The sequence below is a fragment of the Bradyrhizobium guangzhouense genome, assembly GCF_004114955.1.
Lineage (GTDB): Bacteria > Pseudomonadota > Alphaproteobacteria > Rhizobiales > Xanthobacteraceae > Bradyrhizobium > Bradyrhizobium guangzhouense.
This window is the reverse complement of the sequence record NZ_CP030053.1, coordinates 730170-752289: the sequence shown is the minus strand read 5'-3', so window position 1 is coordinate 752289 and position 22120 is coordinate 730170. Positions and strand designations below refer to the sequence as shown.

Below are 22120 nucleotides of genomic sequence, written 5' to 3'. Positions count from 1 at the left end.
AGATTCGTCACAACGCCAGTCGCATGACCACGTGGGCATGGCAAGACTGTTTGCGGCGCGGAGGCACTGTCTTCCCCTCTCCCCTTGTGGGAGAAGAGGGTGGATCGCCGCGCAGCGGCGAGACGGGTGAGGGGTTTCTGTCCGCGGAAATCGATGAGGGATTGTCTTGCGGAGACATACCCCTCATCCAGCGCTTCGCGCCACCTTCTCCCACAAGGGGAGAAGGAAGAGAACACTTACGCCCCGATCCTGCGCAAGGCCTCGGCAACCGTCACGATCGGCATGCCGCGCCTTTCCGCCGCCTCCAGCGCGTGGCGCAGCAGGGCCGGTGTGCAGCCGTAAGGGCTCGGCGCATCGACAACGTCATGGCTGTAGAAAATCAGCCAGCCGCCGCTTGCGACCGCCTCGTCGAAATAGCGATCGACACCATTCGTATCGATCTCGCAATTGACCAGCGGAGAAGCGCGCAGGAACTGCAGATCGATCACGTCGCTGTTGACGCCGGGAAGGATGCCGCGCGCAGAGCGGAAGACCCTGGCAAGCTGCGGCTTGCGCCAGACCGAGGCGAGGCCGTACGGATAGGCAAAATTCTCGAGCCGGATCGAGCTATCGATGTCGCGAAAATGATTGCGGTTCCGCTCGATCTCTCGCGCCATCGCGCTCTCATCAAGATCCACTGCGCGCAGATGCGAGAAGGTATGACAGCCGATCTCGTGACCAGCCTGGTGCAGCCGCACGATCGCATCGTTCGACAGGCCATGCCAATGATCGTCGGGCTGATTGATCAGGCTGCCGGCAATATAGAACGTGCCGCGCCCATCATGCGATTCCAGCAGCGCAGCGCCCTCGCCAGCGGCGCTATCGGGCGCGTCATCGAAGGTGAAGCTCACCATCGGCGCATGCGCCGGCAAACGGTGCGGCGCGGCGCGAAAATGCCGGGCCAGCCGATTGCTCAAGCGTCCGTTGAGGACCGACAGCACGACAGCATTCCCTGTGAGTTTGTGTTTCCGTACTGAAACATTTGCGCGTGGTATCAGGCAAGCTTAACGCTTGGGTAATCCTAATGCGGAACCAAAGCCCAGGGGTTAACGCGCGGACAGCGGAGCATCCGCCTCCGCACCGAGATATTGCAGCCAATTGCGAAATAGCGCCGCCGCGGCGCTCCCGGCCGCGATATCGGCGCGCAAGGTCAGCGCTGGCAGCTCGTTGGTCAGCGCGGGATGGCGCTGGTGCTTCACGCGCTTTTCGAAGCGAGCGAGTTTCTCTTCGGTCGCCGCGTCAAAATAGCTCACCGGGAGCGCGGGATAGGCCTCTCGCTCACGTGCGAGATAACGACCGATATCACGCAGATATTCGCGCTGGAGCGACAGCGCGTCATATTCGGGGTGGCCCTGGAAGAACACGAAGCGGCTGGCATACTGCCTGATGAAGACGTCGACGCCAGCCTGAGCCGACCGGGTCAGCACCTGATAGCCGGCGTGGGCGAGATCCCGCTCGGTCACTTCATTCAGGCGCGAATGCGAGATCTTCAGCGGTGCCGGCGCATCGCGCGTCAGCGGATCGTCGGTCACGGCCTCACAGTCGAAGATGCCATGACATTTGGCCGACAGGCGCTGCCGTTCGATATGATCAAGATGCAGTACCGCCGCATGCGCAGCCAGGCACGACCAGATCGTCGAGCGCGTATTGACCTTGGCCCAGTCGATCAGTTCGGTGAGATCACGCCAGTACGGTTCCTGGTCGAGCTCGGGCGCGACCGGCTCGGCGCCTGTCACGATCAGGCCATCGAATTTCTGGTGCTTGAGATCCGCCAGGTCGGAATATTCGCTCTCGACATGCCACTTTGCCTCCGGGGAACGATTCACCGAAGGCAATGAGAAGCAATGGAAGCGGATGCGGCGCGGTCCAGCGGCGGCCTGGAGCAAGTTCATGAACTGCCGCTCGGTCGCCTTCAGCGCCGTATCCGGCATGTTGTTGATCAACCCGATGGTGAGCTCGGGGCCTGTATGATCGCGTGCGAGGTCGCCCTCGGCCGGAACCAGCGCGGGGCTTGCGATACCTTGATCCCTGGCGATCAAGACGCTCATCGGTCCGACTGCCTACTCCGCGGCCTGAAGACGCGCGGCCGGACAGGCCTTTTCCAGCGCCTGATCGATATCATCGATGATGTCCGAGGCGTGCTCGATGCCGATCGAGAGGCGGATCGTTTCCGGCAGGACGCCGGCTGTACGCTGCTGCTCCGGCGACATCTGCCGGTGCGTGGTCGAGGCCGGATGGCAGGCCAGCGACTTGGCATCACCGATGTTGACGAGACGCGTGATCAGCTTCAGCGCGTCATAGAAGGCCTTGCCGGCTTCCATGCCGCCCTTGATGCCGAAGGTGAACAGGGACGAGGCGTTGCCGTCGAGATATTTCTGGACCAGCGGATAATACGGGCTGTCCGGGAAGCCGGTGTAATTGACCCAGGCGACACGCGGGTCGTTGCGCAGGAATTCGGCAACCTTGCGGGCGTTCTCGCAATGGCGCTCCATACGCAGCGCCACGGTCTCGATGCCCTGGAGCAGGAGGAAGGCGTTGAACGGCGACAGCACCGAACCCATGGTGCGCTGATAGACGCTGCGCGCACGCTCGATATAGGCGGTCCTGCCGAAACGCTCCGCATAGACGAGGCCGTGATAGGAAGCGTCCGGCTTGTTGTAGGCCGGGAAGCGGTCGGCATGCTCGGCCCAGGGGAAATTTCCGGAATCGACAATGGCACCGCCAAGCGTGGTGCCGTGGCCACCCAGAAACTTGGTCAGCGAATGCACGGCGATGTCGGCGCCGTAGTCGAACGGCTTGAGCAGGATCGGCGTTGCGACGGTGTTGTCGACGATCAGCGGCACACCATGGGCATGCGCGATTTTTGCGAGGGCCTCGATGTCGCAGACATTGCCGGCAGGATTGCCGATGGTCTCGGCGAACACGGCGCGGGTGTTCTCGTCGATCAGCCTTGCGATCGCCTCGGGCTCGTCGCTCTCGGCGAAACGGCCGGTGATGCCCTGCCGCGGCAGGATGTGCGAAAGCAGCGTGTGGGTGGTGCCGTAGAGCTGCGGCACCGAAACGATGTTGCCGCCGTGGTCGGCGACGTTGACGAAAGCGAAATGCAGCGCCGCCTGGCCGGTCGCAACCGCGAGCGCGCCAACCCCGCCTTCGAGCTGGGCGATGCGCTTCTCCAGCACGGCGCTGGTCGGATTGGCGATGCGGCTGTAGCGGAAACCTTCGGCCTCGAGATTGAAGAGCGCGGCGCCATGATCGGCGCTGTCAAAGGCGTAAGCCGCGGTCTGGTAGATCGGCACGGCGACCGCGTGCGTGGTGGCTTCGGGCTCATAGCCGGCGTGAATAGCGATCGTCTCGTTGCGCATCGTACCACCTCCGCGTGGCGCGGGCCGCACTTATTGGCCTGTCGGAGGCATGTGCGTTGTCCGCCGTCCCTCTGTTAGAGGCGGGTGGTAAAGCGGACAATAATTCGCTTAGAGATCGAGGAAGTAACCCTAATGGTTGTTGGTGAATTGGCTAAAATTTGAGTCAATTTGGATTAACCCGGTCTTACTTGTGGTTCTCCCTCGCACAAGCAGAGGGAGAACCAGTCGTATCGCCCTACGCCATCATTTCCCAGAGCCGGTGGGTCAGCACGCCCGCGCGCTTCTCGATCGCGGCGGCGGCGTCGAGCGCGAGATCCTCGCGGTAGCGGCCGGCGATGAGCTGCACGCCGATCGGCTTGCCGTCATGCACGGTCACTGGAACCACGGCGCCGGGCAGGCCCAGCACATTGATGGCGGAGATGAAGCGAATCTCGCCCCAGAAGATCTCCTGCACGCGCTCGGCGCTGATAGTGTCGTCGCGCGGGCCCGGCGTCGGCTGCACCGTGGTCGGCGCCAGCACCACGGGATATTCCTCGAAGAACAGCTGCCACGCGCGGATATGGCCGCTGCGCGCGGCGGTGGCGCGCATCCAGGCGGGGAGATCGAGCGCTTTGGCCTTCGTCTTCATGCCGTTCCAGGCCTTGTGGAAATCCTCTGAGGTGACTTTCAGCATGCCGGCCTCTTGCATCACCACCGTCTCGTTGGTGATGATGTCGCACCAGGTCTGCCAGACGCCGTTGATGTCGGGCACCTCGACCTCGCTGACGCGGTAGCCGGAACGCTCCAGATGATCGGCAGCCTGCCGCAGCGCCGCGCTGACCGACGGATCAACCTTCATGTCGTCAGGAATTTTCGCCAACGCGACCTTGATCGGTCCCTTCGGCTTCGGTCCGGCCAGCGGCGCTGGCACCCACCAGGGGTCGCGCGGATCGCGCTGGCTCATCGCTTCCAGTGCAAGACGGACGTCGGCGACATGGCGTGCGAGCGGCCCCTGCGCCGACATCAGATGCGCCAGCATCGGCCGCTCTGCGGTGGCACTCGCGTTGAAGGCGGGGATGCGCCCCTGCGTCGGCTTGATGGTGGCGACGCCATTGCAATGCGCCGGCCAGCGCAGTGAGCCGCCGATATCATTGCCATGTGCGATGGTGCCGATGCCGGCCGCGACAGCCGATCCCGCGCCGCCCGAGGAGCCACCGCAGGTAATATCGGGATTCCACGGATTGAGCGTCAATCCGTGCAACGGATTATCGGTAAAGCCGCGGAAGGAGAATTCCGGCGTGTTGGTGAGCCCGATGACGATCGCGCCAGCCTTTTTCAAGTTGCGGACAACAGGCGAATCCGATGGCGCAACGAGATTCCTGTTGGCGGGGACGCCATTGAAATTGGGCCGGCCCTCGTAGTCGACGTTCTCCTTGATGGTCACGGGCACGCCGTGCAGAAGACCGAGCTCGCCACCTTTGGCGCGCTGTTTGTCCGCCGCATGCGCCGCCTTCAGCGCCTCCTCTCCAAGATCGACGACGACCGCATTCAGCCTGGGATTGACCGTGTGCATCCGCTGCAGATGCGCCTCGACGGCTTCCACCGCGGAGATCGCGCCGGTGCGGATCGCGGCGGCGGTCTCGACCGCGGACCATTGCCAAGCCGGCCCCTTGGGGCGACGGGACGCAGCCTTCTTGGCCACCTTCTTTGCCGGCTTTGCGGCAGCCTCCTTGCGGGTGGTGGCCTTCTTGCTCGCGGTCTTCGCACCCTTCTTCGAAACACTTTTCTTCTTGGTAACCGTCTTCTTCGCCACGTCGCATCTCCCCAAATGTGCGGCGCGGAGGTTACGGACGGCAGCCGAACCTGTACAGCGACGTTTCTGCATGGCGCATTGGCGGCGGCAGCCGCGCGCGTAGGCGCTTTCATCGAATTCCTGGCGGAGCAGATCCAGGTAAGCGATCCCGTGCTGAAGCGCGCGGGAGACGGGAGATGGCGCGTGACTGGACGCGGCTAGGCCCGGGACTCACTTGCGCTGCGCGTCCGGTGTCGGCGAGGCGGACCCGACCACACCGTTCGCCGACAACAGGCCGTAAAGCTTCTCCGCGACGAACTTGTGCCCCTCCGGCGTCCAGTGAGCACCACTTGCTGCGCCGGGATAGGCATCGGCACCGTCGAATGTCACGAATGGAACATGCGTGGCCTGCAGATGGCGAACGAGGCTCTCGTCCGTGGCTTGCAAGCCAACCAGGAACCGGGCGCCGTTGGTCTCGACGAACTCCTTGATCTTGTCGATCAAGCGCTCAGTCGGGTCCGGCACCTGCACCTTCGGATACATGAGCTTCAGGTAGACGGCGTTCGCAAGCCGCAGCAGCCAGACATGATTGACCCACCAATTTTCCCTGATGGTCTGCAGGCGCGAGGTGGGAACGGGCTGTCCCTGCAACACCAGCACTCCGTCTGCCGCTGTCGTGAAGTACGGCTTGTGATAGCCCTCGTACCGGATGTTGGTGCTGTTATCCTCGCGATCGTTGTTGGTGCAGAAGATCAGGACGACGATCGCCGGCTTCACCTTCGGCCACAATCGCTGCAGCAGCAGAAATTCCTGGTCGGTGCCGTAACCCGACACACCCGCTGCCAGTATTTTGTAGTCCGTCATGCGCGGCTTCAACAGCTCACTGAAGCGCTCGCCTGCCTCGACATCGAGACCCCAGACGAAGGAATCACCGAGGAACATGATGGTAGGACGTGCATCTGGTATGAACTCTTCATCGCGCAATCCAAGGCTGTTGTGGCTGGCGTGGATCGTGCGTGCGTTGGTCACGACGGAGGTCGATCCGGGAACGGGGGCCCATCCGAGCTCGGCATCATAAGCGTAACTCAGCGAACGCTCGCTGACGCCGTCCCGCAGCTCGCGAAAATCGGCGATCCGGAGCACGGTCTCCAAGACCGCCAGCGTTGCGGCCGTCACGATCAAAAATACGACGAGCGAATGGAGCGCGCGGCGAAGCTTTGGGCCCCCACGAACGGCTTCGTCGTCCCTGTCCATCAGTCGAGCTCGAAGCGGTTCTTGTAGTCGAGCTTCAGCGCGGGCGACTGGTCTTCCTTCCTCAGAAAGCAGTTGCCGATCACCAAGACCTCGATGTCGCTGCCCATGAAGCAGCGGAAGGCGTCTTCCGGCGTGCACACGATCGGCTCGCCGCGCACGTTGAAGCTGGTGTTGACCAGCACCGGACACCCCGTCGCGGCCTTGAAGGCCGTGAGCAGGTCATGAAACCGCTTGTTGGTGTCGGCATGAACGGTCTGGACGCGCGCCGAATAGTCGACGTGGGTCACGGCCGGGATTTCCGATCGCGCGATATTGAGGCGCTCGATGCCGAACAACATCTCTTTGCGCGGATCGGCCGGCAACCGCCGCTTCCCCAAAACGTCCGCGACAAGCAGCATATAAGGGCTGTCCTCATCGAGCGCGAACCAGTCGGCGACATCCTCTCGGAGCACCGCCGGCGCGAACGGGCGGAAGCTTTCGCGAAACTTGACGCGCAGATTGAGCGAGCTCTGCATGGTGGGGGACCGGGGGTCACCGAGAATCGAGCGCCCCCCCAACGCGCGTGGACCGAACTCCATTCGCCCCTGGAACCATCCGACCGCCTTCTCCGCGATCAGGGCCTCGACGGTGTGGCTGATGATGGCGTCATCATCGAGCGCCGTGAACACGGCACCGGCCGCCCGCAGCCGACTTTCGATCTCCGATGGCGCGAAGGCCGGCCCGAGATAGCTCCCCGCCATGGCGTCGCCCGCGGTAGGAGTCCGGGGTTTTCCTGCAAATTGATGGTACGCCGCCAGCGCGGCCCCGACCGCGCCTCCGGCATCGCCTGCGGCCGGCTGGACCCAGATCTTCTCGAATTGTCCATCACGCAGGATCTTGCCGTTCGCCACGCAGTTCAGCGCGACGCCACCGGCAAGACAAAGGTTTTTCGACAGGCCCTCGCGCGCCAGGCTGCGCGTGAGACGCAGCACGATCTCCTCGGTCACGTGCTGGACCGACGCCGCCAGATCCATGTGACGCTGCTCCAGCAGCTCCGATGGATCGCGCGGCTTGCCGCCGAACAGGTCGTCGAAACGGCTATTGGTCATGGTGAGACCGGTGCAATAGTCGAAATAGCCGAGATCGAGCCGGAAGCTGCCGTCATCCTTGAGATCGACGAGATGCTCGAGGATCAGCTTCGCATATTTCGGCTCGCCATAGGGGGCGAGCCCCATCACCTTGTACTCGCCGGAATTGACCTTGAAGCCGGTGTAGTAGGTGAAAGCGGAATAAAGCAGCCCGATCGAATGCGGGAAGTTGATCTCGCGCCGCAAATCGAGCGCGTTGTCGCGGCCAAAGCCGGCCGACGTCGTCGTCCACTCGCCGACGCCATCGAGCGTGAGGATCGCGGATTCCGTGAATGGAGAGGCGAAGAACGCCGAGGCGGCGTGGCTTTGATGATGATCGGCGAACAGAAGCCTTGCCTCCCAATCGACTGCGTCATCGATCGCACGCAGATGATTGCGGAGCACGCTCTTCTGGAAAAGCTTTTCCTTGAGCCAGATCGGAATGGCCGTCCGGAACGACCGAAAGCCACGCGGCGCAAAGGCGAGATAAGTCTCGAGCAGGCGCTCGAATTTGAGAAATGGCTTTTCGTAGAACACGACATGATCGAGCGCGCTTGCGCCAATACCGGCTTCCGCAAGGCAGTAACGGATTGCGGACGCGGGAAAGCCGGGATCGTGCTTCCTGCGCGTGAAGCGCTCTTCCTGCGCCGCCGCCACGATCTTGCCGTCGACCACAAGTGCCGCCGCACTGTCATGGTAGAAAGCCGAGATCCCCAGGATGCGCATCTCGGCCACTCAGAAAAGCGTATAGATGAACGGCGCCAGCGCCGATCCCTTGGTGACGATCAACAGCCCGCCCAGAACCAGCATCACCGCCAAAATCGGAATGAGCCAGAATTTGCGGCGGGCTCGAATGAACGCGAACAACTCCCGCAGGAATGACATGTGCTGTGCCTAAAATTGCTGGCGCATCGATTCGGAAATGTCTCTTGGGTCGGAACGGGCAAGCCAATAGGTCGGCAATGCGCGATCGCGCGCGAGCCGAAGAAAATCCTTGCCGGACAATCGCATGATCCATCCGATCGGCAGGATGACGGCGAAGAACAGGATCGCCATGATGACCGGGTTGACGACGCGATACATCAAGAGACCGAGCTTCAGCCAGGCCCTGTTGGCAGGTCCCAATGCTTGCGGCCGCCAGAACGTCAGGCCGGCGAAAGCGAGCGCGGCACAAAGCCAGAGCGGCGCGTGAGACGAATGCTTGTAGAGACCGACGAGACCAATCAGCGCAAACACTGACGCCATCGTGAAGCCGAAATTGCGATCGCTCGGTCCGACGACGATTTCGTCGCCGGATGGTTCCAGAAACTGCATCGGCCCCCTCCGCGCACCGTCTGGCCAAAGCCCTTCGCCTGACATTAGGCGCCGCCAGCTTATCCGTTCAAGGCATTAGAACTCAAGGCAATGGAGTAGCGGATTTAAGCTGCGGCTCGCTTTTTGTTGCAGCACAATAATGCGAAAGCCGCCAGGCTTTGACCTCCGGCGACGAGCATCGTTTAAAGGAGGCGCGGCACGGCGAGCGCAAAGCGCCAATTCATGACGGGTGCAAATCGTCGCCAATGTGATCAATATTCTCGGAGTTTATTTCACGCGACGGAGCCGCCTTGAATCTCAAATCTCTTGGGTCGACGCTCTTCACCATCCTCTTGTCGCTGCTCGCCGTGGAAGCCGCGCTACGGCTTGCCGACTTTCGTGTGCTGCGCCAGGACGCGAGCGAGCGCTCGCTGTCCTACGACTACGATGCCGAACTCGGCTGGATTCCGGTCCCCAATTCAGAAGCCGTCGTCACGACCGCACGAACGATCCACGCCAGCCACAACAGCCTCGGACTGCGCGACATCGAATACCGCCCCGACGGCAGGCCCGCCATCCTGTTTCTCGGCGACTCGTTCGTGTGGGGTGTCGATGCCGAGGCCAATGAACGCTTCACGGATCTGCTGAGGGAACGGCTCCCGCGCTTTTCGATCGTCAACGCAGGCGTCTCCGGATACGGGACGGATCAAGAGCTGCTCTGGCTGAAGCGGCTCTGGCCGACAATCAAGCCCGCCATTGTCGTGCTGCTGTTCTGCACCGACAACGACCGCTTGGATAATGGAACCAATGTCCGATACGGCGGCTATCGCAAGCCCTATTTCGAGATAGCGACCGATGGGTCGCTGATTGCCAGGGGGCAGCCGGTCCCGAAATCGCTAAAACTGATGATCCGCGATGAATGGCTGCCGCGCCATGTGTGGCTGGCCCGCCTCGCCTCGTTTGCCTATGTCGAACTCCATGCGCCTCAGCTCTTCGTCCCCGATCCCACCGACAGACTGATGGGCGCGATCAACGATTTCGTCACTAGCAACGGCGGCAGGCTGCTCGTCGCCCTGCAGCACAAGGACGATCAGCTCGAAGCCTATTTGCAGCAGCGACGCATTCCATTCGTGCCCCTGGACGGAGCAGCTGCCTACGGCGCGGAATACGGCGCGCATTTTACCCCTGAAGGCAATCAGTTCGTCAGCCGCATCCTGGAGACATTTCTGAACGAACAGGCCCCTCAATCAGGTCGGACGGCAGGGGAGCGAAACTGACGCTGGACTTCATGGAAGCGTGGCGGAGCGCGTAAGCCCTCCGGTGATCGATGGAACGGCTTCGACCAGAGCTCACCGCGATGCCGTTGCCGACGCTTAACGGCCGCCAGTAGCGAATTTCACCGGCCGCGGGAACATGCTTGCCATATCTCATGCCGCATGCCCGACGGTTCAGTCGCCGAGCGGTCCATTTGAGTTCCCCTCGGTCCCCTTCAGCAACTCGTATTTGATCCGACGCATCCGTGTCTGGGCTTCGAGCGGCTTGCAATAGGCCGTCGACGCGGCGAGCAGATCGATGGCCGCAAGAAGGGCATAGCGCGATGCGGTCGGCTTGAGCGCATCGGGCGCTTCGGGCACGTGCACGCCGAGCGCAATATCGGCGAGCGATGCCAGCCTGCTTTGCGGCCTGGTAATCGCAACAACCAGGGCGCCATATTGCTTGGCGATACCGGCGGCCTCGATCACCTCGTTCGCCATACCGGTGGTCGAGATGGCGACCACGACATCGCCCCGGCCGAAGGTCGCGGCAATCATGCGCATCAAGATCGGGTCGGAGGTGTGCGAGACGGCGATCCCGAGACGAAAGAAGCGATTTTGCACCTCCATCGCCGCAAGGGTCGAGCCGCCGCCCACGCCGAACGCGGCAAGTTTCGAACAGCGTGAGATGGCTTCAGCAGCCCGCTCGATATCCTCCCTCCGGAGTCCCTCCTCGGCGGCAGCGATTGCGCGACGAATTTCCTGGAACACCGACCGCCAGAGCGCCGGGCGCGCCAGATCCGTGCCGACATGCGGGGGCAGTTCAAGGTAGATCCGCCCAACCGCCATGGCTTGAGCCAGCCTCACCTTGAGGTCGCGGACGCCGCGACAGCCGACGGAGCGACTAAACCTGGTCACCGTCGGTTCACTGACGCGCGCCCTGCGCGCCAGCTCCGCATTGCTCGCGTGAATGGCAAACTCGACATCGGCCAGCAGCGCCATGGCCACACGCTGCTCCGAGGGACTGAGACCAGGAGCACTTTGTCTGATGACTGAGACGATGTCGCCGGCCACGAAAGCGTCGCGCCGCAATGGCGTCGAGACCGCTGTCCCGGCGGCTTTTGCCGTTTGAATTCGCTTCGCACGCGGCATGCGCGCCCTTCCTCAGGTCAAATCCACCTGCGTCCCGGCCGAGGGATCTTCGTAAGAAACCTTCAGCTTCGACCGGATCGTATCCCGGCAGGTGAGCAATCCATGGCAATTTTCTGCTTGAAACTTAGCATAATCTGTATGTAACTTTCAAACAACGATAACGCGCCGCCGGGTCAACACCGGAAGAGTATCCCTGCATGTCAAGGCAGGCGGCGGAAACACGGTGGGAGGGGCGATCATGAGATGCGACCTCAGTGTCTTGATGCGTGGTGCCGTTGGGATCGCCACCGCTTTGTTTCTGAACGCGCAGGCCAGTGCGGCCACCCTGCTTCGCGAAGCCACCATCGGCGAACCGCCGCCACTCGACGTCATGCTGACGACAGCCGACGTCGCATCGGTCATCGGCCGCCACATCTTCGAAACACTGTATGCGCTGGACTCGACCTATACGCCACGCCCACTGCTGGCCGAGAGCGATCGCGAGGAAGACGGCGGCAAGACCGTCGTCATCAAGCTCCGCGAGGGTGTGCTCTTCCACAACGGCAAGGAGATGACCGCCAAGGATGTGGTCGCTTCGATGACGCGATGGGGCAATGTCGGCGCGCGCGGCAAGCTCCTGATGGCCGCAGCCAATTCGGTCGAGGCAACTGGAAAGTACGAGGTCACGCTGAAACTATCGGCGCCCAACGGCGCCTGGAAAACTCTCATTGCGGACGTCAACGGTGGCCTTGCCATCTATCCGGAAGAGATCGCCGCCAACGCAGGCAACAAGCCGATCGAGCAGAAGGACTATATCGGCACCGGTCCCTACAAATTCGTCGAGTGGCGGCCGAACCGCTATGTCGAGGTGGAGAAATTCGATGGCTACAAGCCGGTGAAGGAAAAGGGCGACGGCTTCGCCGGCGCCCGCGTCGCCATCTTCGACAAGATCCGGTTCATTCCGGTGCCTGATGTCGGCACCCGCGTGAGCGGCGTGCAGGCCGGAGACTACGACTATGCGGAAATGATCTCCGGTGATCTCTACGAATCCCTGAGCAAGGATCCATCGGTCCAGGTGCAGCGTACGAACGCGCCGATCTTCGGCCTCTTCTTCATGAATTCGAAGCAGGGGATCCTGAAGGACAATTACAAGCTCCGCCGTGCCATCCAGACCGCGTTGGACAAGCCGCAGGCCCTGCGCGTCGCCTTCGGCTCCAAGGAGCTGTGGAATGCCGAGGGATCGATCTTTCCCAAGGGCACGCCCTGGTACTCGGCAGAAGGTGTGTCCAGCTACAGCCCCCACGATCCAAAGAAGGCCAAGGAGCTCGCCAAGGAGGCTGACTACACGGGGACTCCGATCCGCCTCCTGGTCTCGACAAATTATCAGGCGCACTATGATGAAGCCGCTGTCTTCACACGCCAACTGGCCGACGCCGGGATCAATGTTCAGATGATGGTCGTCGATTGGGCGACGCTTCTGAAGATGCGGGGTCAGCCGGAACAGTGGGACATCTTTGTCACCCACCATTCGTTCTCGCCCGATCCGCTGCTCCTGACGTTCCTGAATGCGAGCTATCCCGGATGGTGGGACAGCCCCGAGATCAGCTCGCTTCGGGCCGAATTGATCAAGTCGACCGATCCGGCCGCACGCAAGTCGACATGGGACAAGATCCAAGCGCTGATCTACGACCAGGTTCCGGTCATGAAGGTGGGGGATGCCTACACCTATGACATCGCTTCCCCGAAGCTGAAGGGACTGAACCCGAATGGTCCCGCGTTCTGGAATGTGTCGACGAAGTAAGGACGGGCAATGAGACTAGCACGAACGTCCAGCGCCGGCGCGCGTCACCGCCGCTGATCGGCCGCGCAATCGCATGTGGTCTTACTCACTCAAGCGGGCGGCAACGACGGCGGTGACGCTTCTGGCGGCGTCCGTCATTATCTTTGCCTTCATCCACGTCATTCCTGGCGATCCCATCTATGTTCTGCTCGGTGACACCGCGACCCCCGATCAGATTGACGCTCTGCGGCACCAGCTCGGTCTGGATCAACCGATCATCCTACAATATCTGACCTGGATCGGCCACGTGACCGAGGGCAACCTCGGACGGTCGATCTTCTTCCAGGCGCCGGTGCTGTCGGTCATTGCCGATGGTGCCGAGACCAGCGTCTTGCTCGCCACCATGACGATGGTCTGGGTTACGCTCATCGGCGTGCCGATCGGCATGATCGCGGCGGTCCGGCATGGCACCTGGCTCGACCAGGGACTATCAGGCGCGGCGATGCTGATGGCCTCGATTCCCACATTCTGGGTCGGGCTCTATTTGATCCTGATCTTTGCCGCCTGGCTCGGCTGGTTTCCGAGTTCCGGCTATCCATCGATCTTCGAAGGCGGCATCGTCAATCTCCGCTATCTCGTCCTCCCGAGCCTCGCGCTGGCTGCGCCGAATGCGGCGTTGATCCTGCGGCTGACGCGTGCCAGCATGCTTGACGTCTCCCGCGAGGACTACGTGCGCACGGCACGCGCCAAGGGCATTCGGCCCTGGCAGGTCGTGAGCCGGCACATTCTGCGCAACGCGCTCCTCACGGTGGTCTCGGCATTCGGCTTCACGTTCGCGGCGCTGCTGTCCGAAGCCGTGGTGACCGAAACCGTGTTCGCCCTGCCGGGTATCGGACGACTCGTCGTTCAGTCGATCCTCCGCCGGGACTATCCGGTGATCCAGGGCGTCATTCTGGTCATCGTCGTCGTGTATCTCCTGATCAACCTGATCGTCGATCTGAGTTATCGCCTGCTCGACCCCAGGGTCGAACTCCAATGAGCCGTGCCGGCGCGATCTTTTGGCTGAAGCCGTTCATCGCGCGCCCGATCGCACTGATGGGGCTCGCCATCCTCCTGGGGACCTTGCTCGCCGCGATTTTCGCGCCCTGGCTCGCACCTTACGATCCCTCCGCTATCGATCCGTCGATCCGTCTGACACCTCCAAACGCGCTTCATTGGTTCGGGACCGACCAATTTGGCCGGGACACCTTGTCGCGCGCCATCCAGTCGGCGCGCATGGCGCTGCTGATCGGCTCGGGCGTGGTCATGTTCGCGCTCGCGACAGGCGTTCCGATCGGCGTGCTGTCCGCCCTGTTCCCTCGGCTCGGTCACGTGCTGATGCGCATGGTCGATGTGCTCATGGCGTTCCCGAGCCTGCTGCTCGCACTTGGGCTGATCGTGGTCCTCGGTCCGAGCGTCGTGAATGCCATTCTGGCGATCGGGCTCGGCTACATGACAACGACGACGCGGATCGTTTACGGTCTGACGCTGCGCCTGCGCACGGAGACCTATGTCGAGGCGTCCCGCAGCATGGGCGCCGGAACGGCCTGGCTCATCGGCAAGCATATCTTGCCGAACCTGGTCTCACCGCTTCTTGTGCAGGCCAGCTTCGTCTTCGCGTTCGCGCAGCTTGGCGCGGCATCGCTCGATTTCCTCGGCCTGGGCGCTCCGCCGGAGATTCCCAGCTGGGGCAACATGCTGGCGGAATCGCGCACCTTCATCACCCGCGCGCCGTGGCTGCTGTTTTTTCCGGGCATGATGATCGTGGCGACTGCATTTTCGCTCAACCTGGTCGGCGATGCACTGCGCGATCGTCTCGATCCCCGGTTCCGTCAGCTCCTTGGCGAGAAGGGCTAGATCGTGCTGTCCGTTCGAGACCTTACCGTGTCATTGGGGCCGGCGACTGCACCGGTCGACATCGTCGCCGGGGTGTCCTTCGAACTCGGCAAGGGCGAAATCCTCGGCCTCGTCGGTGAATCCGGCTGCGGCAAGAGCATGACCTCGCTTGCGGTGATGGGATTGCTGCCGCAGCCCGGCCCGCAGATCCGGGCCGGCCGGGTCCTGCTGGAGGGCAGCGACGTGACGCAGCTGCAGCCCTGGCAGCGCGTCGAAGCGGGCCATGGCCGTATGGCCATGATCTTTCAGGAGCCGATGACCTCGCTGAACCCGGTTCGTCGGATCGGCGACCAGATCGCCGAAGCCGTGCGGGTTCATGACCGCGTTTCCGGCCCGCCGGCGATGGCCCGGGCCCGCGAGCTGCTCGAGCTGGTGCGCATGCCGGATCCCGCAATGCAGCTGGCCGCGTACCCGCATCAACTGTCCGGCGGCCAGCGCCAGCGGATCATGATCGCGATCGCGCTGGCCTGCAGGCCTCAGGTCCTGATTGCCGATGAGCCGACCACGGCACTGGATGTCACCATCCAGGTCCAGGTTCTCGGTCTGCTGCGCGAGCTGTGCAACCGCTTGGACATGGCGATGTTGTTCATCACCCACGACATGGGGGTGATCGCGCAGCTCGCAGATCGCGTTTCGGTCATGTATGCGGGCCGGATCGTGGAGACTGCGGGCGTCGAGGCGTTGTTCGGCAGGCCGCGTCACCATTACACGCGCGGATTGATGGACTGCATGCCGTCGCGGAATTCCGGCGCGCGTCGCCTGCCAACCATAGCGGGCCAGCCGCCGGCGCCCGGCACGGTCCGTGCTGGTTGCGTCTTTGCCTCGCGATGCGCGGCGGTACGCGAACCGTGCCGCACGGCGGCCCCACCGCGCGCGGAGATTTCTCGAGGACATGAGGTGCTCTGCGCTTTCCCCTTGAACGATGGGGCACCGCGATGAACGGAAACGCTGTCCTCGACATCAAGGACCTGAAGGTCTCCTTCAAGGTCAGGCGGGCCGGCCGAAAATATCAGGTGCGGGCGGTGGATGGCGTGTCGCTGTCGCTGGCGGAGAGTGAGGTGCTCGGAATCGTCGGCGAGTCAGGCTGTGGCAAGACCACGGTGGGCCGGTCCATCGTGGGGCTGGTCCGGCCCGACGGCGGCAGCATCAGCTTCAAGGGACGGGACGTGACCGGCGCCGGCCTTCGCGACACGCGCCTGAACATCCGGATGGTTTTCCAGGATCCCTATGCATCGCTCAACCCGCGGCGCGCGATCGGAGACTCCGTCGCGGAGGCTGGCGATATCAACGGTTTCTTCACCAGTCGTGCCGAGCGCAGCGCCGCGATCGCCAACGCGCTGACGGCTGTCGGCTTGGATCCGTCTTTTGCCACCCGCTATCCGTACGAACTGAGCGGCGGGCAGAGGCAACGGGCCGGCATCGCACGAACAATTCTTCCCTCACCATCCATCGTGATTGCCGACGAGCCGGTCTCGGCCCTCGATGTGTCCGTGCAGGCCCAGGTACTCAACCTGATGATGGACCTGCGGGAGCAGCTGGGACTGTCGATGCTGTTCATCTCCCACGACCTCGGCGTCATCGGACAAATCAGCAATCGTGTTGCGGTGATGTATATGGGCCGGATCGTGGAGCAGGCCGCAACGCGGACAGTTCTCGATGATCCGCGCCACCCCTATACGCGATCGCTGGTGGCGGCCATTCCGAAGCCGGACCCGTCCAAGCGAATTCTCGGCGCGATCGAAACCGGTGAACCGCCAAGCCTCTTCAAGCGGCCGAGCGGCTGCGCCTACGCGCCGCGTTGCCCGCTGGCCAGCCATCGCTGCCAGGTCGACGTTCCCGAACTTCGGTCGGTGGACGATCGAGCACTCGCCTGCCACAACGTATAGGCGGCGAGTAGATCCGTCGCGTGAGCGCGGCTGGGATCGCCCAATCCCAGGATAATACCATGCCTTCCAGGCCTCCGTGAGTGTGCCATAGTCCCGGCAGACATCCCAGAGAGGGCCATTCATGAGCAGCCCAATACAGGCGAACGATCCGATCCCCCAACAGCGCATCGCGCTTTCAATCACTATCAACGGTATGCGTCATGACCTCGAGATCGCTCCAACGGCGAGCCTTCTTGATGTGATCCGGGATGAGCTGGGACTGACCGGCACCAAGAAGGGATGCGATATGGGCGGCTGCGGCGCCTGCACGGTTCTCGTTGCCGGTCGCCACATCGCATCGTGCCTCGCGCTCGCCGCGTCCTTCGGCGGCGCAGTCGTGACGACGATCGAAGGCGTCGGAACCGCCGATCGCCTGCATCCGCTGCAAGCCGCCTTCATTCGCCACGATGCACTTCAGTGCGGCTATTGCACGCCGGGTCAAATTCTGTCCGGCATTGCCTTGCTGTCGGAAAGCCCGCAGTCGATTGATGACATCCGTGAGGGAATGAGCGGCAATCTGTGCCGCTGCGGAGCGTATCCCAACATCGTCGCAGCCATTGCCGAGGTCGCAGGACTATGAGCGGCCCCTCCTTCCATTACATCCGCGCCACCGAAATCGGCGATGCCGTTGCGGCGTGCGTGAGGCCCGGCGCAACCTATCTGGCTGGCGGCACTGACCTGCTGCAGCTCTGGAAAGCGGGGCTGGCGGCGCCGCGGGATGTGATCGACATCTCCCGCCTGCCCCTCGCCGATATCTTCGTCGACGACAGCACCCTGGTTCTGGGTGCACTCGCGCGACTGAGCGAGGTTGCGGCTCATCCGGACGTGACTGCTCGCCACCCGCTGATTTGCGCGGCCATCCTTGCCAGCGCGAGCGGACAGATCAGGAATCAGGCGACGATCGGCGGCAACCTGCTGCAGCGGACACGCTGTCCCTATTTTCGCGACCGCGGATTGGCCTGCAACAAGCACGATCCCGGCTCCGGGTGTGGCGCCCGGCACGGCGAGAACCGTCAAGCGGCGCTGTTCGGCGGCAGTGCAGGATGCGTCGCGACGCATGCCTCCGATCTCGCCGTGGCGCTCGCAGCGCTCGATGCGGAAATCGTGGTCGCGAGTGCCACAGGGGAACGGCGCCTTGCGCTAGAGGATCTCTATCCGCTTCCGGGCGCGACCACCGCGCCCGATTCGTCGCTCGCCGCCGGCGATATGATCACCGCCATACATGTCCGTGACGCGTCACGGTTCGCGACCCGATCAACCTATCTGAAGATACGCGATCGTGCCTCGTTCGAATTCGCGGTCGTCTCCGTCGCCGCCGCTCTGCGGATCGAGGATGGCGTCATCGCCGAGGTAAGGCTTGCGGCGGGCGGGGTTGCGCCCTTGCCCTGGCGACTGCGCCCGAGTGAAGCGGCGCTGGTCGGTCGTGTGCCGACGCAGCAGGCATTCGTCGCTGCCGCCGAACTGGCGATTGAAGGCGCCAGCCCCTTGGAAAACAACGCGTTCAAAATCCCCTTGTTGCGCAACGCCGTCATTCGCACCCTGCAAACGGTTGGAGGCCAATCGTGAATGCTGCATCGTTCGAGCGCTACGAAGGCATGCTCAAAGTCACTGGCCAAGCCCGTTATGAAGGCGAGATCATCCCCGAAGGCATGCTGCATGCGGCGCTGATCGAATCGTCAGTCGCCAGCGGGGAATTGCAGGGCCTCGACGCGTCGCGGGCTGCAGCGCTTCCGGGATTTGCAGCAATCGTCACGCACACGGATGCTGCGTCCCTCAAGCCGTCGGCGGCAAACGCCTTGATCCGGGAGACAGCCGTCCATTTTCACGGGCAGCCCGTAGCGCTGGTCGCGGCCGACACATTGGCGCAAGCCCGTGAAGCGGCGCGCGCAGTTCAGGTCTCGATCACGGCGAAGCCCGCGTTGACGCAGATGGATCAGGCCTTGAGCTCGGCCTATTCGCCTGCGACCGTCGGGCGTTTCCCGGCCGCGAGCCGGCGCGGCGATTCCTCCAAAGCGCTGGACGATGCCGAGCATGTCGTCCGGAACCACTACGTCACGGCCGTCAACAACCATCATCCGCTGGAACCGCACGCCGTGGTGTGCTGGTGGGAGAATGGCAAAGCCGTCGTTCATACGTCGACCCAAGCTGTCTTCGGCACACGGGCGGTTATTGCCCAGGCGTTTGACATGCAAGCCGCCGACATTCGCGTGCTGGCGCGTTTTCTGGGAGGCGGGTTCGGGTGCAAAGGGCAACTCTGGTGGCCGTGGATGCTCTGGGCCATGCTGGCATCGCGAAAAGCGGGCCGTCCGGTGCGTCTCGAACTCTCCCGCGCCCAGATGTTCACCCTTGTTGGGCGGCGGCAAGAGACAGCACAGGATCTCGCCCTCGGTTTCGTCGATGGCCGTCTGACGGCGATCGAGCATGATGTTGTCGCCCAAACCTCCAGCCATGCGGAGTTTTCGGACTCGACCGCAGTCTACACCCGATTCCTGTACGCCTGCCCCAATGTGAGCACGCATCACCGGCTTGTCCGCACCAACGAACCCCAGCCGGTCCCGATGCGCGCTCCCGGGACGGCGCCGGGGACGTTTGCGCTGGAATCGGCGATGGACGAGGCGGCGGAGCTAACCGGCATCGATCCACTGGAACTGCGTGTACGCAATTTTGCCGATCACGATCAGGAGTCCGGTCGGCCCTGGAGCAGTAACAGCCTTCTCGAATGCTATCGCGTCGGTGCGGAGCGGTTTGGCTGGGCACATCGTCACCGTCAATCGGCAACTCAGCTCGATCGCTGGAAGATCGGCTTGGGCATGGCAACGACGCTCTATCCGGCGATCCGCCAGGCGTGCCGTGCCCGTGTGTCTCTGAGCCGTGACGGGTCGCTTCTGGTCCAGTGCGGCACTCAGGACATGGGGTCTGGCACCTACACAGCGCTCGCCCAGATTGCGGCCGATGCGCTCGGTATTTCCATGGAAAAAGTGACCGTCGAGCTCGGCGACACCTCGTTGCCCGATGGTCCTTTTTCGGGCGGCTCGCAGGTTACGGCAAGCATATTCCCCGCGGTCGAGGCGGCCACATCGAAATTGCGCGCGGCATTGGTGCGCGCCGCTGTTGCGAAGGCGACTTCGCCCCTCAGCGGCAAGCCGACTGACGATCTCGAATTCAGAGACGAAATGATCGGCAGTCGCTCAAGCAACGCAGGCGAAAGGCTGGTCGACGTGCTTGCACGAGCGGCGCCGGACGGTCTCGAAGCGGAGGGTGAAAGCCCCGCGACCGACCACCAGAACCTTGCGGCCACCGGCATGGGATATGGCGCGATATTTGTCGAAGTGGGCGTCGACACCGGCCTTGGAGAGGTGCGAGTGCGGCGCGTATGCGCCGCCTTCGCCGCCGGGCGGATCGTCAATCCGTTGCTCGCCCGGAGCCAATATATCGGCGGACTTATCGGCGGCATCGGCATGGCGCTGCACGAGCAGACGGTCACCGATCGGACCACGGGCTGCATCCTGGGCAAGTCCTTTGCGGACTACCTCGTCCCTGTCCATGCCGACATGCCCGAATTCGACATCGCGATGATCGAGGAGGATGATCCGCACCTTCCTGGTGGCGTGAAGGGCATCGGCATGCTGGGCACGGCAGGGATCCAGGCGGCGATTGCCAACGCTGTCTATGATGCCATCGGCAAGCGCATTCGCAATCTGCCAATCCGGATTGAAGATTGTCTGGCATAGCAGGCAAAAACATATCGCCGAGCCGGACCGAAAACCTCAGCAGTGTGTATCATAGTCGCCGGCAATGTGGAGGAGCAGCGGAGCATGCTAACTTTTCTCGCATTCATCGGGACGTCGATCATCGTCATCGTCACGCCGGGGCCCGATACGGCCACGACGATCCGCAGCACCCTTTTGGCCGGGCGGATGGGCGGGATTTGCACGGCGGCCGGCATAGCAATTGGACAGACAGTCTGGGCCCTGGCGACCAGCGTCGGCCTCGCTACTCTTCTGGTGGCCTCGGCACCACTGTTTCTCACGATCAAGTATTTGGGGGCCGCTTATCTTATCTATCTGGGCATCTGCGCGTTGTACGAAGCCATTTGGCCGCCGGAACAAGGTTCGGGCATTGCGGTCGAAAACGAACCCCATGGCCGCGTACGTCCTTGGATCGCTTTCAGGCAGGGGCTCATCAGCGATCTCGGCAATCCCAAGATGGCTGTTTTCTTCACCAGCCTGCTCCCCCAGTTTGCACCGATGGGCGGCTCGACCTTTGCGACACTGCTCGCTCTTGGAATTGTCTTTGCAGTCATGACCTTCCTCTGGCTCGCATTTTATGCCGCAGCCATCCACAAGGTGCGGAATGCACTTCAACGTCCCGCCATGCGGTGCCTTGTGGAGGGCGCAACCGGAGTCGTCCTGATTGCTTTGGGTCTGCGCATCGCCACCGAGCAGCGGTAGAAGGTCCCGGGAAGCGTAATCTCGTCGATGCCGGGATCGCCCCGCACACCGCCTTTGTTGCACCAGGTCCTTCGAACCGAAGTCCGTTGAGGCCTGTCGCCGCAAGTGCGCGCGAGCCGAAGACGGACTTGGAGGGCGGTGCAAGGCGTGGCGCAAAGCGGCGTGCGAATTGCGCAAATGGCGGAGAGAGTGGGATTCGAACCCACGGTACGGTTTCCCGCACACACGCTTTCCAAGCGTGCGCCTTAAGCCACTCGGCCATCTCTCCGGAGCGCCCTCTCTTGAAGGGGCGCCGATGATTTTGCAAGAGATCGCGGGGCAATCGGGCGAATTTTCCGCAACATATTGTTTCTAAAAGAGAATATATCGTCCACACGATCGGCTGGAACCTTCGTTAGGCTGAACCAGGTGCGGGTTTGGTGCGACGATTCACTTGAAGCCGCCAAACACGACCAGGGACCCCATGACCATCCGCAAAACCATCGCCATACTCGGCCTGATTTCGGCCCTTGCCGCCGCCTTGACCGTACCCGCCAAGGCGCAGGCTTGCAGCAGGCAGGGCGTCGATGTGACCTGCGACGACGGGCGGCGCGGTGTGCTTTCTGGCGATACCATCCTCTGGCCGGACGGGACCCGCTCCAGTTCGACGCCGCACCAGAGCGTGATCGTCGGCAACAAGAGCTCAGTGCATGTCGGCCCCGGTGTTTTCGTCGGCCAGGGCAAGGGCGTAGTGCCGATGGATGATCCGAATGCGCCGAACAAGCGACAATGTGCGATCCTGGATGGGGTGTCGTACTGCTATTGAGACCCGGTCTCCCCT

Annotated in this window: 20 protein-coding genes and 1 tRNA gene; 11 read left to right on the top strand and 10 right to left on the bottom strand. The window is 62.8% G+C overall.

Annotation, left to right across the window (positions count from 1 at the left end):
* Positions 1-236: 236 nt before the first annotated feature.
* The 8 genes from XH91_RS03625 to XH91_RS03590 form a co-directional block, all read right to left on the bottom strand.
* Positions 237-980: a polysaccharide deacetylase family protein gene (locus XH91_RS03625; RefSeq protein WP_164933882.1), complete on the bottom strand. Its 744-nt coding sequence runs from the start codon at positions 978-980 to the stop codon at positions 237-239.
* A gap of 105 nt (positions 981-1085) precedes the next feature.
* The gene (metA, locus tag XH91_RS03620; protein ID WP_128949313.1) at positions 1086-2087 is read right to left on the bottom strand and encodes a homoserine O-succinyltransferase MetA; all 1002 of its coding nucleotides are present in this window, start codon (positions 2085-2087) and stop codon (positions 1086-1088) included.
* 12 nt (positions 2088-2099) lie between these two features.
* Positions 2100-3401 (bottom strand): O-acetylhomoserine aminocarboxypropyltransferase/cysteine synthase family protein, encoded by a 1302-nt coding sequence (locus XH91_RS03615; RefSeq protein WP_128949312.1) that lies wholly within the window; start codon positions 3399-3401, stop codon positions 2100-2102.
* Positions 3402-3636: 235 nt separating this feature from the next.
* Positions 3637-5193, bottom strand: coding sequence for an amidase family protein (locus tag XH91_RS03610; protein WP_128949311.1), 1557 nt, complete (start codon positions 5191-5193; stop codon positions 3637-3639).
* A gap of 210 nt (positions 5194-5403) precedes the next feature.
* Entirely contained in the window at positions 5404-6426 is a 1023-nt protein-coding gene (locus XH91_RS03600) for an SGNH/GDSL hydrolase family protein (protein WP_128949310.1), read from the bottom strand.
* The gene (locus tag XH91_RS03595; protein WP_128949309.1) at positions 6426-8258 is read right to left on the bottom strand and encodes a carbamoyltransferase family protein; all 1833 of its coding nucleotides are present in this window, start codon (positions 8256-8258) and stop codon (positions 6426-6428) included. The genes XH91_RS03600 and XH91_RS03595 overlap by 1 nt, the downstream gene beginning before the upstream one ends.
* 9 nt (positions 8259-8267) lie before the next feature.
* Entirely contained in the window at positions 8268-8417 is a 150-nt protein-coding gene (locus XH91_RS38680; RefSeq protein ID WP_164933883.1) for a DUF5989 family protein, read from the bottom strand.
* 9 nt (positions 8418-8426) lie between these two features.
* Positions 8427-8846 carry an SxtJ family membrane protein gene (locus XH91_RS03590; protein ID WP_128949308.1) on the bottom strand — a complete coding sequence of 140 codons (420 nt, stop codon included), beginning with the start codon at positions 8844-8846 and terminating at the stop codon, positions 8427-8429.
* 332 nt (positions 8847-9178) lie between these two features.
* On the opposite strand from XH91_RS03590, the gene XH91_RS03585 reads away from it, so the two are divergent.
* Positions 9179-10102, top strand: a complete 924-nt coding sequence (locus XH91_RS03585) for an SGNH/GDSL hydrolase family protein (RefSeq protein WP_164933884.1) — start codon at positions 9179-9181, stop codon at positions 10100-10102.
* A 171-nt stretch (positions 10103-10273) separates the two neighbouring features.
* On the opposite strand, the gene XH91_RS03580 is transcribed toward XH91_RS03585, so the two are convergent.
* Entirely contained in the window at positions 10274-11080 is an 807-nt protein-coding gene (locus tag XH91_RS03580; RefSeq protein WP_245477273.1) for a MurR/RpiR family transcriptional regulator, read from the bottom strand.
* 388 nt (positions 11081-11468) lie between these two features.
* Between XH91_RS03580 and XH91_RS03575 the strand changes: the two genes are divergently transcribed.
* The 9 genes from XH91_RS03575 (at position 11469) to XH91_RS03535 (ending at position 21300) form a co-directional block, all read left to right on the top strand.
* Positions 11469-13010 carry an ABC transporter substrate-binding protein gene (locus XH91_RS03575; RefSeq protein WP_164933885.1) on the top strand — a complete coding sequence of 514 codons (1542 nt, stop codon included), beginning with the start codon at positions 11469-11471 and terminating at the stop codon, positions 13008-13010.
* Between the two features lie 73 nt (positions 13011-13083).
* Positions 13084-14028 (top strand): ABC transporter permease, encoded by a 945-nt coding sequence (locus tag XH91_RS03570; RefSeq protein ID WP_128949304.1) that lies wholly within the window; start codon positions 13084-13086, stop codon positions 14026-14028.
* On the top strand, positions 14025-14885 hold the full coding sequence (locus tag XH91_RS03565; RefSeq protein WP_128949303.1) for an ABC transporter permease: 861 nt from the start codon (positions 14025-14027) through the stop codon (positions 14883-14885). The genes XH91_RS03570 and XH91_RS03565 overlap by 4 nt, the downstream gene beginning before the upstream one ends.
* A 3-nt stretch (positions 14886-14888) precedes the next feature.
* A complete protein-coding gene (locus tag XH91_RS03560) occupies positions 14889-15863 on the top strand; it encodes an ABC transporter ATP-binding protein (protein ID WP_128949302.1) in 975 nt (324 codons plus the stop codon).
* Positions 15860-16810 carry an ABC transporter ATP-binding protein gene (locus XH91_RS03555; protein WP_128949301.1) on the top strand — a complete coding sequence of 317 codons (951 nt, stop codon included), beginning with the start codon at positions 15860-15862 and terminating at the stop codon, positions 16808-16810. Before XH91_RS03560 ends, XH91_RS03555 begins: the two co-directional genes overlap by 4 nt.
* Before the next feature lie 121 nt (positions 16811-16931).
* Positions 16932-17429, top strand: a complete 498-nt coding sequence (locus XH91_RS03550) for a (2Fe-2S)-binding protein (protein ID WP_128949300.1) — start codon at positions 16932-16934, stop codon at positions 17427-17429.
* Entirely contained in the window at positions 17426-18415 is a 990-nt protein-coding gene (locus XH91_RS03545) for an FAD binding domain-containing protein (RefSeq protein ID WP_128949299.1), read from the top strand. Before XH91_RS03550 ends, XH91_RS03545 begins: the two co-directional genes overlap by 4 nt.
* Complete coding sequence (locus XH91_RS03540; RefSeq protein WP_128949298.1) at positions 18412-20580, top strand: xanthine dehydrogenase family protein molybdopterin-binding subunit; 2169 nt, start codon at positions 18412-18414, stop codon at positions 20578-20580. Before XH91_RS03545 ends, XH91_RS03540 begins: the two co-directional genes overlap by 4 nt.
* An 84-nt stretch (positions 20581-20664) precedes the next feature.
* Entirely contained in the window at positions 20665-21300 is a 636-nt protein-coding gene (locus tag XH91_RS03535) for a LysE family translocator (protein WP_128949297.1), read from the top strand.
* A gap of 178 nt (positions 21301-21478) precedes the next feature.
* Here XH91_RS03535 and XH91_RS03530 read toward each other — a convergent pair.
* Positions 21479-21568 (bottom strand) — tRNA-Ser (locus tag XH91_RS03530).
* 195 nt (positions 21569-21763) lie between these two features.
* Here XH91_RS03530 and XH91_RS03525 point away from each other — a divergent pair.
* Positions 21764-22105, top strand: a complete 342-nt coding sequence (locus tag XH91_RS03525; protein ID WP_128949296.1) for a hypothetical protein — start codon at positions 21764-21766, stop codon at positions 22103-22105.
* Positions 22106-22120 lie beyond the last annotated feature (15 nt).